The 15,431-nt window shown below is 36.8% G+C and carries 15 protein-coding genes; 6 read left to right on the plus strand and 9 right to left on the minus strand.

Annotated elements, in window-relative coordinates:
- Positions 1-39 precede the first annotated feature (39 nt).
- The 5 genes from SLP02_RS10770 to SLP02_RS10790 all read right to left on the minus strand — a co-directional run bounded on the left by SLP02_RS10770 (position 40) and on the right by SLP02_RS10790 (position 3,925).
- Positions 40-270, minus strand: a complete 231-nt coding sequence (locus SLP02_RS10770) for a type II toxin-antitoxin system HicA family toxin (protein ID WP_319420655.1) — start codon at positions 268-270, stop codon at positions 40-42.
- Between the two features lie 6 nt (positions 271-276).
- Positions 277-495: a type II toxin-antitoxin system HicB family antitoxin gene (locus SLP02_RS10775; protein WP_319420656.1), complete on the minus strand. Its 219-nt coding sequence runs from the start codon at positions 493-495 to the stop codon at positions 277-279.
- Between the two features lie 177 nt (positions 496-672).
- The gene (locus tag SLP02_RS10780; RefSeq protein WP_319420657.1) at positions 673-2,394 is read right to left on the minus strand and encodes a tetratricopeptide repeat protein; all 1,722 of its coding nucleotides are present in this window, start codon (positions 2,392-2,394) and stop codon (positions 673-675) included.
- Entirely contained in the window at positions 2,366-3,256 is an 891-nt protein-coding gene (locus SLP02_RS10785) for a PP2C family serine/threonine-protein phosphatase (protein WP_319420658.1), read from the minus strand. Before SLP02_RS10785 ends, SLP02_RS10780 begins: the two co-directional genes overlap by 29 nt.
- Positions 3,257-3,265: 9 nt before the next feature.
- The gene (locus SLP02_RS10790; protein ID WP_319420659.1) at positions 3,266-3,925 is read right to left on the minus strand and encodes a vWA domain-containing protein; all 660 of its coding nucleotides are present in this window, start codon (positions 3,923-3,925) and stop codon (positions 3,266-3,268) included.
- Positions 3,926-4,194: 269 nt separating this feature from the next.
- On the opposite strand from SLP02_RS10790, the gene SLP02_RS10795 reads away from it, so the two are divergent.
- Positions 4,195-5,643 (plus strand): BCD family MFS transporter, encoded by a 1,449-nt coding sequence (locus SLP02_RS10795; RefSeq protein ID WP_319420660.1) that lies wholly within the window; start codon positions 4,195-4,197, stop codon positions 5,641-5,643.
- Between the two features lie 197 nt (positions 5,644-5,840).
- Here SLP02_RS10795 and SLP02_RS10800 read toward each other — a convergent pair whose 3' ends face one another.
- A complete protein-coding gene (locus tag SLP02_RS10800; protein WP_319420661.1) occupies positions 5,841-6,221 on the minus strand; it encodes an alr0857 family protein in 381 nt (126 codons plus the stop codon).
- A 568-nt stretch (positions 6,222-6,789) separates the two neighbouring features.
- Here SLP02_RS10800 and SLP02_RS10805 point away from each other — a divergent pair.
- Both SLP02_RS10805 and SLP02_RS10810 read left to right on the plus strand, forming a co-directional pair.
- Positions 6,790-7,125, plus strand: a complete 336-nt coding sequence (locus SLP02_RS10805) for a hypothetical protein (RefSeq protein ID WP_319420662.1) — start codon at positions 6,790-6,792, stop codon at positions 7,123-7,125.
- 261 nt (positions 7,126-7,386) lie between these two features.
- Complete coding sequence (locus SLP02_RS10810; RefSeq protein WP_319420663.1) at positions 7,387-7,743, plus strand: iron-sulfur cluster assembly accessory protein; 357 nt, start codon at positions 7,387-7,389, stop codon at positions 7,741-7,743.
- A 105-nt stretch (positions 7,744-7,848) separates the two neighbouring features.
- On the opposite strand, the gene SLP02_RS10815 is transcribed toward SLP02_RS10810, so the two are convergent.
- Together SLP02_RS10815 and SLP02_RS10820 are read right to left on the minus strand one after the other, a co-directional pair.
- Positions 7,849-8,976: a histidinol-phosphate transaminase gene (locus SLP02_RS10815; RefSeq protein WP_319420664.1), complete on the minus strand. Its 1,128-nt coding sequence runs from the start codon at positions 8,974-8,976 to the stop codon at positions 7,849-7,851.
- Positions 8,977-9,153: 177 nt separating this feature from the next.
- The gene (locus SLP02_RS10820; RefSeq protein WP_319420665.1) at positions 9,154-9,351 is read right to left on the minus strand and encodes a phycobilisome degradation protein nblA; all 198 of its coding nucleotides are present in this window, start codon (positions 9,349-9,351) and stop codon (positions 9,154-9,156) included.
- A gap of 302 nt (positions 9,352-9,653) precedes the next feature.
- Here SLP02_RS10820 and bchM point away from each other — a divergent pair, with 302 nt between their 5' ends.
- Positions 9,654-10,364 (plus strand): magnesium protoporphyrin IX methyltransferase, encoded by a 711-nt coding sequence (gene bchM / locus SLP02_RS10825; RefSeq protein WP_319420666.1) that lies wholly within the window; start codon positions 9,654-9,656, stop codon positions 10,362-10,364.
- A gap of 232 nt (positions 10,365-10,596) precedes the next feature.
- Here bchM and SLP02_RS10830 read toward each other — a convergent pair whose 3' ends face one another.
- On the minus strand, positions 10,597-11,328 hold the full coding sequence (locus SLP02_RS10830) for a class I SAM-dependent methyltransferase (protein WP_319420667.1): 732 nt from the start codon (positions 11,326-11,328) through the stop codon (positions 10,597-10,599).
- 131 nt (positions 11,329-11,459) lie between these two features.
- Here SLP02_RS10830 and SLP02_RS10835 point away from each other — a divergent pair, with 131 nt between their 5' ends.
- Positions 11,460-13,919, plus strand: a complete 2,460-nt coding sequence (locus SLP02_RS10835; RefSeq protein ID WP_319420668.1) for a pentapeptide repeat-containing protein — start codon at positions 11,460-11,462, stop codon at positions 13,917-13,919.
- A 72-nt stretch (positions 13,920-13,991) separates the two neighbouring features.
- Positions 13,992-15,323 carry a hypothetical protein gene (locus SLP02_RS10840; protein ID WP_319420669.1) on the plus strand — a complete coding sequence of 444 codons (1,332 nt, stop codon included), beginning with the start codon at positions 13,992-13,994 and terminating at the stop codon, positions 15,321-15,323.
- The last annotated feature ends 108 nt before the right edge of the window (positions 15,324-15,431 follow it).

Below are 15,431 nucleotides of genomic sequence, written 5' to 3' on the forward strand. Positions count from 1 at the left end.
TGAAAATCGAAAGTGCGATCGCCTTGTTGTTAAAACTTACTAACGAGCTTTTTGCAAGAAATCTTCTGGAGTGATGTTTGCTTGTTTTAAAATAGCTCGCAACGTTCCTTCAGGCATATCTCCTGTATGTTTGGGAATTGTTGTGTACTTATCTGTCTCAGCGTTGAACCAAATTTCATGACTACCCGCAGCCTGACGGTGAAACTCAAATCCAAATTCTGGCAATACCTTAATAATTTTACGATACTTAAATCCCGACAACCTTCCCATTAATATTTATTGACCAACCACCAAAGGATAATCAAAGCTTTCCGCAACAGGACTCAAGGTTATATTTGCCTGAGATTCAATCAGCTTCTGAGCAACATCACGAGCGATTTCTAGAGTTTCGGAAATTGTTTTACCTTGGACAACAAGTCCTTGAAGATCATCTGTTGTTGCTAAATAGTAACCTTCTGGCAGTTTCTCGATGTGCAAGTTAATGATTTTTTCCATTCCCAATATTAATCTATTTAATCTGACTCTCCATACTATTTTAAGTCTGAAAGGTTTGATGTAGATAATTGCGATCGCTTGACTAGAAAAATCAAAAGTGCGATGTCTATGGCTAGCTACGCGATCGCCTTACAGCATTTAGAGTATATGTTACTAAAAACTCTAGAAAGTAAAGTTTTAATAATAACTAAGATTTTCTTTAGCTGCCTCATTTCCAAGTCTAGCAGCCTGTCTAAAATCGCTAATTGCTCTTCGCCTATCTCCTAATTTTACATAAGCTAATCCTCGGTTGTTATAAGCGTCATCATAATTGAGGTTGATATGAATAGCTTGAGTATAATCGTCAATTGCTTCTTGATATTCTTCTAAATAGTAGTAAGCTTTGCCTCTATTATGGTATACAGATTCATTACTACGCTTAAGAAGAATAACTTGACTATAATCATTGATTGCTTGTCTATATTCTTTTAAGTAATAGTAAATATCTGCTCTTTTAAAGTAAGATGTAAAGTCGTCAGGATTAAGATAAATAGCTTGAGTATAATCATCAATCGCTTCTTGATATTCATTTAAATTGTGGTGAGCTAGACCTCTATCGATATAATCTTTGGCTTGAGTTTCAGCTTTAGTCTGTAAAAAAGATGTTCTTTCTTGGTGAATGTTTATTGCCAATGGTATAGCTGCTATTACAATAAACAAAATAATATTTTGTAATTTTCTTTTATGTATTTTGGGCTTATGCGGATTGTCATTTATTGATAAAGATTTTTTTGTATTTTGAGTATTATGAACTTTCGCAATAGTCTCTTTACGATATTTAGATGGTACTTTAGGTGGAGAAGTTTGTTTGATTTGAGAAGGAATTGTAGCTGTATTAGCAACACCAGGAAAAATATCAATATTTAAATTAACAGCGCGATCGCACCAGTAGCATTTACCATAGTGCCGACTATAATGATGGCTATCTACTCGGCTACAAGAGATCAATTGATTAACTGCAACCTCTAAACCATTATGCCAATCTAAAGCAGTAGGGCGTAAATGAGGTTTTGTATGTCCTTCGTTGAAGCATTTGAGAAATAGCTGCTTTAATTCTGGATGAACGACATCAAGAGGAATGGTAGTTTCGCTGGCGCGAATGGGACTATTGTGACCACCATACCAATAGCCTTGTTTGATTAATTCGGTTTGTTCGGGAGATTCTCCTACTCCTGTCCATTGTCCCGAAAAAGGATGATAGCCAAATAGTAGATAGTGAATTAATACACCCAGGCGAAAGCGATCGCATATTTCGGTTTGATTGGTGGTGTCAAAGTCTTTGCCTAAAAGTTCTGGTGGGGTAAAGCCTTCTGAACCAACGGTACAGCGATACACTTGATTAGATTGAGGATCTCGCACCTGAAAAGAATCGGTATCAATTACCGCAGTCATGGCGCGATCGTTTACGAGAATGTTCTCTAGCTTGATATCTCCCAAGACATAACCTTTGGCGTGAATCTCTTGAATAATCCAAGCAGTATTTAATGCCGTGACGTGGAGATAATACCAGTTAAAGCCTGGGGCGACTTTTTTACGCAGTCGGGGATTATAAACACTAGAAAGCTGTTTACTATCTGCGATCGCTGGCATTAAAAAGCCGAGATATTTGCCATTACTATCTTTAAGTAAATCCGATACCCAAGCGATCGAGACATGGTTGTGACTCAACATCGGCTCGGCGGGTGGGTTAGCCAGCATTACTTTAAGCTTGGCAATTCTGGCTGGTGTAGGATCGTGATAAATTTTTGCTAAATAGCCTTCAAGATTAGTTGACCAAACTTGTCCTTCACCACTATCAGCAATCTGCTTGGTTAAAGATACAGGCTGATTATTACTGTGGCGGGTGAGAAGTACTATCATATAAACACAAAAATAAAGTCTTATCGTCGTCGGTACGGGCGTTTAGCCTCTCAGAATTAAGGAAACTCAACAAGTATTCGTCTGACTCTTCCAAGTTGTCAGTTTCCCGCAGGTATTGTTCTAATGGTTGAAAGAAAGGAGTAAAGGGTGTCCAGTCGCTCATCCGAATTGCTAGCCTTTCTAGTCCATCGGTGGAAGCACAAATAAATTCTGGCTGTCCAGGCTGCATCACTACCTTCATGTCTTTTAAGGCATTAGTAGAAGTAACAAAAGTAGTCTCGTTGACGTATTCCCCTTTGTCTGGAGAAAAAAGTAACTGTGGTTCTTGTTCAGGATAACGGACAGTAATAAAACCATCCCCAATCTGCATTGCAGCTATTCCGTCAGGAGTTGCAATAACAATCAGCAAAGTACAGGCTAAATCGTCGATAAAGTAATCATCGCTTTGCGCTTGGGTCGATAAAGCAGATACTACTTGCTTGACAATTTTGCTAAAAAACCGATTGACTTTTTGTTCAGAGTCAGATTGCACAACAGCTATAGCAACCTCATTATCTTTATTATTATTAGTTAATAGGCTCAAAGGCTTCCAAAAAGGTTTGAATTTCTCTGCTTCGTTGACGCGATCGCCATTATATAACCCTGTAATGTTATAAATATCTTGCTCTGTAATTGTTTTTAGAACCGTATTTACAGCCAATTGTGCGCCAATATCGCTATATTTAGCACTACCAGCCCCATCTGCTACGACACCGATAATTGCGTCATTAATAATTTTATAATCGCCATGATCCTGACAAGGTAGCTGTTGTTTTTCATGACTCGTTCCAGTTGCCGAACGAGCGATCGCTTTCCAGTTCATCTTTTACTCCTATGTAGTAATTTGACCCCAACAAACCGCAGGTAAAGCCACCATCGAACCACCTACCTTACTACCTGAAACTCGTTTCATAGAAGTAGATAACCATTGGAACATCGAGGTAAAATCCAAACCATTAAGCAGTACGGGAGGACGATCTGGCAAAGCAATTTGACGCAACTTATTCATATCTGCCCCTGCTACACCGACAGCAAAAAACAACATTCGGCGTTGTGCTTCCATCTCTCTGATTCTTTGTGCCGCATTTTGCCAACTATCGGTAGGTGCGCCATCAGTGATTAAGAATACCCAAGGGCGATAATATTGAACCCCATTGTTTTTATAGGTTTCTTTACGCCGTTCCATCAAATCTAAAGCATATTCGATCGCCTCTCCTATAGGAGTAACACCGTCTGCGGTTAGTCTGGGTGGTGTAAACTCATCTATAGTGACAAAATCTTGAGTCAAATTGACAGGGCCAAAAGTAACTAAAGCTACTTCTACTCGTAAAGATGCTATTTCGTCTTTATATACATCTTTTTGAAAAGCTGCTAAACCTGTATTTAAGGCATTTATTGGTTCACCCGACATCGAGCCAGATGTATCGCATAACAAGATTACTGGGCAACGTGGTTCGGGATTTTCTACAAACTCTGGTAATCCAATCGGCATTGTTCAATTCTCCGTAGTCTAAAATCAAGAATTTTATTAAGGCTGAGATGTTTTGCATTTCTCATCACCTATAGTTAGGATGCCCAAACAATTGAGGAAATTTTCAGGTTTTGCAGCTAAAAAATCGTAATTAATCAAGCTTTAAGCACTTTTAATCTAGAAAGCCCTTGAGAAAACATCTTTTTGTTTATGTAGAATAATCGAAAAGCATAGAGTCTGAAGCTTAAAACACCAATACTTAAAAACTTATAAATCAAATTAATAATTAAATGACTATTGAAGATATTTCTAAATCTAATACTATTCGTCCCAAGCGTCCGATAGGAATGCTAACCATCTTTCGTCTGGGTTTGTTTAATCTGGGATTAGGATTGATGGCGGTATTAACCTTAGCCGTCTTAAATCGGGTGATGATTAGTGAGCTTGGTATTCCAGCAACTATCACAGGCGGAATTTTAGCTACGTCTTTATTTGTTGCTCCTGCACGAGTATGGTTTGGACAACTCTCAGATAACAAGCCGTTACTAGGCAAACACCGAACTAATTATGTTCTTTTAGGAACTGTAATTTTTGGTTTGGCAGTATGGATAGCTGTGCAGATAATGTGGCAATTGGGGACTGTGGTAGAAAAGAGTGGCGGTTGGCTTTGGAATACGCAAACTATTGGCTGGAGTGCTTTATTAGCTTTAATTATGGCTATTTATGGTTTTGGGATTAGCTGTAGCTCAACACCTTTTACTGCATTACTTGTAGACATCACCGAAGAAGAAAACCGTTCTAAATTAATCGCGGTGGTTTGGTCAATGTTGATGGTAGGTATAGTCATTGGTGGAATTACAGGCAGCATCGTCTTTAAAAAGATTGAAACAGAAGGAATCGCAGCAGGTAATATTCCTCTAGAAATACTACAGCCACCGATCAATTCTGTCTTTAGTTTCGTTCCCTTTTTGGTTGTGGCGTTAGCTTTGATTGCCACTTGGAGAGTAGAAAAGAAATATTCACGCTTTACTGGCAATACTGCTACCAACAAAGAAGACAGCATCACTATTGGTAGAGCAATTAAAGTTTTAACTACCAGCCGTCAAACGGGCATTTTCTTCGCTTTTTTGTCTATTCTGACAATTGGTTTATTTATGCAGGAAGCAATACTTGAACCCTATGGCGGGGAAGTATTTGGTATGAGTATCGGCGAAACAACTAAATTAAATTCTTTTTGGGGTATAGGAATTTTGCTTGGCTATGGAGTTACAGGGTTTTTTATTGTTCCGAAACTGGGCAAAAAGCTAACTACTAAAATTGGCTGTATTGGAGTTGCTATCTGTTTTGCTTTGATTATTATGGCAGGCTTTACCCAAGAACCTAAAATATTGCAATTGGGGATGGTATTGTTTGGTATTGCTGCGGGAATATCTACCGTAGGTGGTATTAGCTTAATGTTGGATTTAACCGCTGCCAAAACTGCTGGTACTTTTATTGGTGCTTGGGGATTGGCTCAAGCAATGTCTAGAGGTTTGGCTACTTTTGTTGGTGGGGTTGTTTTAGATCTTGGTAAAAGCCTTTTTGCTACGCCTCTTTTAGCTTACAGTTTGGTATTTATGATCCAAGCAGTATTTATGATTTTAGCAATAGTTATTTTGGCAAACGTTAATGTCAACGAATTTAAAGAAACCACAACCAAAGCTTTATCAACCGCTATGGAAGGTGAGTTAGACGGTTGAATCATATTAGAGATAGATGGAATGAAATAGACAGTATCGCTTTTTAAAGCTGCCAGATATCGCAGTACGTTAATCGGTTAGGACAAAAATTTAATTGCTCGTAAGTAAAAAGTAAAAAGTAAAAATTAGCCAAGGTGTACCCACCGCAGGGAGTGTCCTAACACAGCCTCGTATTGCTATATTTACAAAAATAGCGTCTAATCAATAGAAAGTGAAGAACCTACTTGAGATTCCTGCCATATGCTGTACAGCAGATATTCGTCACCAAGACCAAGTTTGCAGACAAAGATACCTTCTTCACTATCTTCACTTTGGCTTACCCAAGTGCCAGGCACAATAACTTCTAGGTATTCTTCATCACAGGGAAATACTTCTATTAGCTGTTTTGCTTCTAGTTTAGCTATGTCTACCAAATAACGGCTATCTATGGGAATTACTAGGCAAGCAGTACTAGATTCTACAAAAATGTTTATTCCTGCACGTAAACTAACTAGTATTCTATTGGCTTTCCAGGCTTCAATAGATTCTTCTAAATATTCGAGGTAAATTCCTTCTTCTAAATAAGTGATCTTTAACATGAGATACTCTGCTCCCTCGGTATATATTTTTTATTTAATAATTGATTTAAGTTTTTTTGATATTCATTTGGTTTAAGTCCATACTTAAATGTTGACTATTTTTGTGGTATTGACATTGACACAAATCACCATTGAATTGTTCATTTTGTTAAAAGCAAATTTGAGCAATAAAAATTCCGCCAGCATAAATCTGTTAGCGACCAATGTAAATTTTTGTAAATTTACAGCCTCTTCTAATAGAGCTATTAAGTGCGAATTTACCCCGCTATCTAGTTTTAGTTTTAATTGCCAATAATTTTTTTTCAGCGACGATACTTGACATTTTGTCGGCTACAAGCTCTTATATGTTTGGGATTTAAAGAATATGCAAAGTTCTCTTTTGGCAGCTTAAAAGAGATAATATTAGCGATCGCAACCTAATCTACACAAAGATACGATATATTGACTATATTAAAGATCCGCTCAAAAAGAGATAAATAACCTTAAATTTCTCGAAAAAGCTTTGCAAACTGGGTTTTTAATACTACACTTATAGTACCGTGTATATCTAGTATCTAGAGGAAAAAAAATGCGAACCCTAACTCGCACATCTACAACTGAAATGGAAGTTACCAGTATTCGCTTGGAGCGTAGTCTCAAAGACAAGCTGAAAGAATTATCTGGTAATCAAGGTTATCAAGCTTTAATAAGAGACATTCTTTGGAACTATGTTCATCAAAAATCTGGTGATTATCGTCCTCAGTTTGCTCGTTCCGATATTCGCGCTACTGTTGAAGCAACTGCCCGCAAAGATGAAAGTTGCGCCCTTACAGGTAAACTAATTCAGGAGAATGAACCGATGCTGCTTGGATTTACTATTTATGGCGATTTAGTACCACTAAGCGTTAATAGCGTCGCCGAATAGAAGTTCTAGGGTGGAAGACTAGATTGAGGTTATTTAAACACAGCGTTTAAATCTGCTCGATCTTTAGTTCTCCACCCAGTTAATGACTTAAAGATTCTAGATATACTTGCATTATATTACCGAGTTATCATTACATTAGAGTTGTAAACAGTAAAAGAAACTAAAATAAAAAATATACGAATCTCATAGTAATTTTCGGCAACTGGATAAAATTACTTATTTTACTGATTTACATAAGCACATAAGGAGTTATCAACACAGATGACAGAAGCTACTAAAACGATTGAAAGAGGCATTCAATTAACCCCAATTGCCTTTAAGCATATTAAAATGCTGCAAGAGCAACAGGGACGAGAATTGTGTCTTCGAGTAGGAGTGCGCCAAGGTGGTTGCTCAGGAATGTCTTACATGATGGACTTTGAAGAACCAGATAAGATCCAAGCTGGCGATGAAGTCTTTGATTATGACGGATTTAGAATCGTCTGTGATCCAAAGAGCCTTTTGTATTTATACGGTTTGGTTTTAGATTACAGCAACGCCATGATTGGTGGCGGTTTTGAGTTTACTAATCCTAATGCTGCTCAAACCTGCGGTTGTGGCAAATCTTTCGGTGTCTAGAAATAGACAAGCGAATTAAATAATTTTCTTAAGCAGACTGGATATATCTAGTCTGCTTTTAGTTGGCAAATTTTTTGATTAGGTCAGTAAATTAAATTAATGCTTTTAATTTATCGCAGCAATTAATCGTTCAAGAGTACGATTGTTTTCAGCCGAACTACCAATAGTAATGCGTAAACCTCCCCCTGTATGACGAATTAAAGTCCCTTCTGCTTTTAGTTTGCTGGTGATTTGCGCTAAAGCATTTTCATGCTTGTCAGAAATATTTTGAAGACGGAGATACAAAAAGTTAGCGTTGCTTTGCCAGACTTGCAGTTTGCTTTCATCTTCAAGAATTGACCAGACTCGTTCTCTTTCTTTGATGGTTTCTGTCACTAAAGGTAATAGTAATTGCCTGTGCTGCAAGGCTACCTTGGCTGCTGTTTGAGAGAAGCTAGGCAGATTATAGGGCAAGCGCACCTTCTCTAATACTTGAATTAAATCAGGATTGGCGATCGCATATCCTACACGATGGGCAGCTAACCTAAAGGCTTTGGAAAAGGTGCGTAACACAATCCAGTTATGACGCTTAGTCAATTCAGAAACTACAGATGTCTGACTAAATTCAAAATAGGCTTCATCTATAACTACTAAGATATTCTCTGGTAGACTTCTCAACCAATCTAGTTCTCTGGCAACCAAGGCGTTACCAGTAGGAGAATTAGGATGCACCATAAAAACTACCCGTATTGGTGGGCGAGCGCTGTCGGCGATCGCCTGCTGCGCCATTTCTAGATCTAAAGCAAAATCTGATTCTTGTCTAGAAATGCTGACAACCCGAACACCCAAAGTTTTAGCCATGATTCCATACATAGAAAAGGTAGGAGTTGCTACCAAAATCGCTCCTTCGCCGCCTAAACAAGTAGCGATTAACAATGAGCGAATAAGTTCATCAGAACCATTGCCTATAGAAATATTAGCGGTAGTCAGATCTTGAGTAAGGTTAGCCGACTCGGTTGCATATTCGGCGATCGCTTTTTTTAATTCTTCATGGCTGCCCTCTGGGTAGCGATTAGCCTCTATCTCCTGTTGATATGCCCAAGCCAACTTAGACTTGATTTGGTCTGGTAAATCTAAAGGACTTTCATTAGTATCCAGGCGATCTATAGATGCAGGAGTTTCGCCTCCTGGATGGGGTGTGTAGGCAGCTAACCTTAGTAGGTCAGATCGGATAAAAGAATGGCGATCGCTCATGATGTTTTAGAGACTTTGGGGCGATGTAGATTATAAAATATCTAGCCTTAGTTTATTTAAAGCACAACAAATATTTAACCTACAAACAAGACGCTTTTGCCTATTTATTGTTTTTACAGAAGAAAGCTTTTGACCAGGGCTTCGCCCTGCTTGAGCCCCGTCTTTAATTGGTTGCTTTCAAATTAATTGGCTAACAATCTTTTTATTTTGTATACGGAATAGTTCTTGGTAGTAGTTCTCTTTAAACAGTGTGTGCTTATGAAATTTAATTAATAGTTCTTTTGTTTCTTCATAAGATAGATTTTGGATCTTGTTCGCAAAAACTTCGTGGGTAAATTCTTGTTCTAAAGACAACTGATTTGACTCAAGGTTCATCGTATAAGCTCCTGGTGATGAGAGATAGAAAAGTAAAAACAAATATAAAACTAAGAATAATAAGTACTTTACAAAGCGAGGAGAAGATTTATTGTCTGTTTAAAGCATTAGCAAATCAATACCGCCAAAAATCATGCTGTTTATCTTAAGACCTTCTTAAAGAGATATTAAACCATGATTTTCGGCTATATAGAAATTTTTAACTTATGTTTGCATTTAGTAACAGTCTCCTAAAAATTCGCTGTTTGAGAAGAGATAAGCAAGATACAATACTGAGTCTGGGGTAATATTTAAATCAATTTATGAAGACAGCAGATAAACAAAACGATAAAGCCATTGTCAAAGATTATTTCAATCAGACGGGATTTGATCGCTGGCGTAGAATCTACGGCAAAACAGAAGATGTTAACAAGGTTCAAAAAAAGATCCGCCAAGGACATCAGCAAACTATTGATACTGTCCTTGGCTGGCTAGAAGATGATAATAATTTAGCTAATATTTCAATTTGTGATGCGGGGTGTGGTGTCGGTAGCCTGAGTATTCCCTTGGCAAAAGCTGGTGCAACTGTTTCTGCTAGCGATATCTCTGAAAAAATGGTAGGAGAAGCCCAAGAAAAGGCAAAGTTGGAGTTGAGCGATTCTAGTAAGGTTGATTTTACAGTCTCAGATCTAGAAACTTTGACTGGTAATTATCATACTGTTATCTGTTTAGATGTTTTAATTCACTATCCTACGGTCGATGCTGCCAAAATGATTGCTCATTTGGCATCTTTGGCAGAGTCTCGTTTAATTCTTAGCTTTGCCCCTAAAACTTGTTTCTTGTATGTGTTAAAGAAAATTGGGGAGTTCTTTCCAGGACCTTCCAAAACTACTAGAGCTTATCAACATAAAGAATCAGAAATTATTGCTATTTTACAAGACAACGGTTTTGTAGTTAAGCGCGCGGGAATGACTAGCGTTAGCTTTTACTACTCTCGCATCTTAGAAGCAGTTAAAGTAAGAGATAAAGGATGAGGAATAAGGGATAAGGAAAGTAGCAATTTAGTTGGATTAAGTGCTACTTTTCTCAAATATTTGATTTAAATACTAGATTTTTAGTTTAAACCGCGACTATATAGAAAACAGTAGGTTTTTACCAACAACTTATCTTCCTAGTCCCTAATCCCTAATCCCTAATCCCTAATCCCTAATCCCTAATCCCTCGAACAGTTGACCTAAGAACTATGGCTTTCAAACTGGATGCGGTTTATTTTGCTAATCCAGTCAGGAAAGTAGATACATCCATCATTTTGATTTTAAAAATTTCAAGTGGATTAAAATGGCTTTTGAGTTCTAAATTACTATATTTGCCTGTTAGATCTATAAAAGAAAATGATTCAACTTCGTTTTTTTCAATTAAAAACTGTGAATAAGGTAAAGCATATATTTTAGCCCCTACAGCTTCGGCAAAATATACGGCAAAAGGAAAAATTAGAGTCGGTTCATAATTGGGAGTGTGCTGCCAAATTGATTGGCTAAAGTCATCTCCTCCTATCCAGCCTCCAACGCGAACTTTTTCAAATAAACGAATTAAATCAATCGTAATTCCTTTGAGGGTATGATCGCCATCGATATAGGCAAAGTCAAGGGTATTATTGGGAATTTTCTCAATTACCTCTGTTGTTTTGCCACGTAAGATTTCTGTTTTATTAGCTGCAAAATTAGTTTTTTCCTTTGTTTCTAAAAGAAATTTTTCAAAAGTATTGTTATTTTTGTTTGCTGGTTTACTCCAGTCCTCTAGGTGTCGCCAAGGATCGATCATAAAATATTTTTCGATTGAATCGCACTTTTTGAGCAGTTGATAAGCGAAATCACCTTTATAGACTCCCACTTCTGCCATACTTTTGACCTCGTAAGAGTCTACCAGACGAATCCATAGATCGAATCTAGAGTCGGATTTTTCTACACATTGTTTAACAATCTGTTTTGGGGTATTCATTAATTCTTCTAATGCAGCTTTCGTTTACTATATGACAATAGAAGTTAATATTTTGTTAAAGCGTGGTCTATTTCAAATATTTTTATATTTCTAAATTTTATTGAAGATTGATTTTAGCAATATATTTTTAAATGAATAATCTAAATAAGTTTATTCAAACAGAAACATTAGGAAATAAAGGAGAGGCGGGAGAGAAGTTAGTTTGGGATAGTCTTAAAAGAGCTTTTGAATTGCGAAGCTGTATTGCTTATTGGCGTTACCCTATTTTTTGTCAGGCTAGCAAGTTTCGGAAAGAGCCTGATATTTTAATTGCTGATTATAAGCTGGGTTTAATTGTTGTTGAAGTTAAAGCGATTAGGATTGAGCAGTTAGTTAATATTCAAGGTCATCGTTGGGAGTATCTAAATTTTTATACTAAATTTGGAAATCCGTATCAACAGGCAGAAAACCAATTATTTGCTTTATTAGAGTATAGCGATCGCGAACCTTTATTGAGACAAAAAATTACCGCAAGAGCAATTGTCGCCTTACCTTATATTAATAAAAGGCAATGGCGAGAAAAAGGTTTTGATAAACTGCCTAATTCTCCCCCAATTTTGTTTTCAGAACATCTTGCCTCATCACAATCAATTATAGAATTAATTAGCAATATAAATCCCCTTGTTGCAGGCGATAGTTTAACCTCTACTCAATGGGAATTGTTGTTAGCAGTTTTGGGTGGCACACCGATTTACACCCCAGCCTGTGAACGTTTGCCTTGTTCTCCTCAAAGCCGTCGGCAAATTTTACAACAGGTGCGATCGCGTCTGAATCAGTTAGATTTGCAACAGGAAAAGATTGCCAAACAAATTCCGACAGGAATGCAAAGAATTAGAGGAATTGCTGGTTCGGGAAAGACTGTTTTACTCTGTCAAAAATCAGCTTTGATGACCGTTAAACATCCAGAGTGGCAGATTGCCTTAGTCTTTTTTTCGCGAAGTTTGTATGAGTCTATTACTGGACAGGTTAATAAATGGATACGGCATTTTACTCAAGAGCAATTAAGTTACGATCCAGAAAAATCTAATTTAAAAATACTTCATGCCTGGGGAAGCAAACAACAGCCTGGTTTTTATAGCACTGTCTGCAAAGCTACAGGTACTTTACCCCTCGCAGTGCCTTTCACTAGTAGTAAAAAACCTAATGAAGCATTGGCAGAAGCTTGTATACAGTTATTAGAAAACAAAACTATTCCCCAGCTATTTGATGCGGTTTTAATTGATGAAGGACAGGATTTAATTGTTAATAATTGGAAATATCAAAATAAACAACCTTTTTATTGGCTGGCATATCAGTCTTTGCGTCCCGTTAATCCAATTTATCCTCAGCAACGACGACTGATTTGGGCTTATGATGAACTACAAAGCTTGGATAGTCTGAATATTCCTGAACCTGTAGAATTGTTTGGTGAACAATTAGGGCATTTAGTGACGGGACAATATAATCAGCAAATAAATAAAACGGAAATAATCTCCCGCTGTTATCGTACACCCCAACAGATCATAATTATCGCTCATGCGATCGCTATGGGATTATTAAGAAAAAAAGGTATACTAACAGGCTCTAGTTGTGCAGAGGAATGGCAAGCATTAGGATATCGGGTAACTGGTGATTGGCAACTAGGAAACACCATTACTCTGCAAAGGGAACATAATTCACCTAATATTATTAATGAGCTATGGCAAGGAGAAATGATCGGTTTTGATAGCTTTTCTTCTCGTCAACAAGAATTAACTACCTTAGCTGATAAAATTAAACATAATATAACTCAGGATAATTTACAGCCAGATCGAGAAATTTTAATTATAGTTTTGGGTAATTCTTATGCTGTTTCTTCATTGGTAAAGCAAACCGCAATCTTTTTAATTAACCAGGGAATAAATATCTATCTACCTACTCAAAGCACAGTTAACCGTTTAGATACTCCCGCCGAACAACGTAATGCAAATCAATTTTGGCATTCAGGGGCGGTTACTATTTCTACCATTCATCGTGCCAAAGGACAAGAAGCGGATTTTGTCTATTTAATTGGTTTAGATCGGATTGCTCAAGATGAAGCTAATATATTTCTGCGTAACCAATTATTTGTGGCTTTGACTCGTACTAAAGCCTGGGTAAATATCAGCGGTATCGGCAATTATTCCCTTTATCAAGAATTACGGCAATTAATTAAGCGTAAAAACAAAATAACCTTCACTGTAAAAAGTTTACCTCAAAGAGAATTAAGAATAAGCGATCGCGCTAATTTAATACAGGGATACGCATTAGGTAGAACTAATTTTCGCTATGCCAATTTACACAAGGCAGATTTATCTCACCTCAGTTTAGTTAACGTCAATCTAATCGAAGCAGACTTAAGTTACGCCAACTTAGCAGGTACGAACCTGACTAATGCCAAATTAATTGCAGCGGATTTAAGCAACGCTAATTTAACCAATGCTAACTTAACCAATGCTAAACTAATCGGTGCCAATTTACTTAATACCAATCTCAACAATACCCAGTTAGATAACGTCAATCTAACCAACACAATATTAGAAACTGAAGGATAAACAGTAAATTCTTAATGATAAATGGGAACAATAACTTGAGACTGTAGTTTTTAAGTTTTTAGATAAACCATCATGAGGAATTTGCAAAATATCAGCTTAGTTGCCGTTTCAATTTTAGGTTTAACCACCATAGAACTTCCTAATGCTGATGCCTTAACTTCTAATAATATGCTTAAGCTTTTACCTTCGGTACAAAGCGCCAAAAATACTGTAGAGTTAGCACAAAAACCAGCAACTTCAACTGATGAAAGTTCTCCTCAAACAGAAGATGAGATGGTTGATGCTTTACAAAAGAGACAGGAAAAACTGGAAAACTTTAATAAACTTCAGGACTTACAGGAAAAAGATAATTCTGAGAATTTATCTAGTAATGAATCTTTAGAATTATCACAGCCTTTAGCATTCAAGTTACTAACGATTGGTTTACCAGCAGCTCTTTTAGTCATACTAGTAAGCATTCCTATAGTCAAAGGAATTACTGGAGTATTTAAAAGTAATATAGGAGAAAAGTTTGGTAAGCCTAAAGTTCCTGAAGGTTCAGTTATATTGCACAATCGCGCTTTCAAAGAAATTACTGTTACTGGTAATAATGCCGAAAAAATTAATGATGAAAAATTTGGTAATGAAGAGTTTAAACAATTGATTATGTTTAATATCAATGTTGCCAAAAAAACTGAAGGTTATCCAGAACTATACAACAGCGTTGAATTATTAAAAGCTGCAATTATTGCTCAAAAAAGCTTTCTTAAATTAGAGTCAACAGAATTACGTTATCGTAGCCGTAAACAGCAAGAATTTTATAAGTACGTTGCTGACAATTTAGCAGAAAATGTTGATAAAGAAGCTTTTGCTCAACAGGTCAAAAACAAACAGGCAGAAGTTCTTCCTTTGATTAATACCGAGGAAGGAAGAGAGGCAATAGATGCTTACGCTAAAGAAATTGATGTTCTGAGTCGGTATAGTTTAGGTTTGAAACTTTTATCATTATTCAAAAAGTATGAATTACAAGATTTTTCAACACTTAAGAGAGTTTCTGATGTAGTTGAAAGCCTTCAAGCAAGAGAACTATTATCACCTCAAGATCTAATTTCCTCAGTTTTAGAAAACTATGAATCTTTTGATAAACTCGCACCAATTTTAGGCATTACTGAAGCTAAGAATACTGCCAAGGCATACGCCATAATTTTGCAAATACTTGGACTGATGAATCGACACGGAAAATCTTATATTCAGTTTGAGCAATTAGTTGAACTGCTGAAAAAGTGGGAGAAACCCTACAAACATATTGCTATGGTACGCCAAGAATATACATCAAACCAATATCAAATACCTCAAGAATTTAAAGAAGATATACCTGGAATAAATGTTTATCAAAAATATGCTAAATATCTACCCGATCTTTAAATTTTTAAGACTTTGTTAAGATACCTTTACTGATTGCAAACAATGAGCGATCGCTTTACCACTTTATAATGCAAACCTGTGGAGGCGACAAGCAAGCCGAAATGCAGG

The sequence above is a fragment of the Pleurocapsa sp. FMAR1 genome (assembly GCF_963665995.1).
Lineage (GTDB): Bacteria > Cyanobacteriota > Cyanobacteriia > Cyanobacteriales > Xenococcaceae > Waterburya.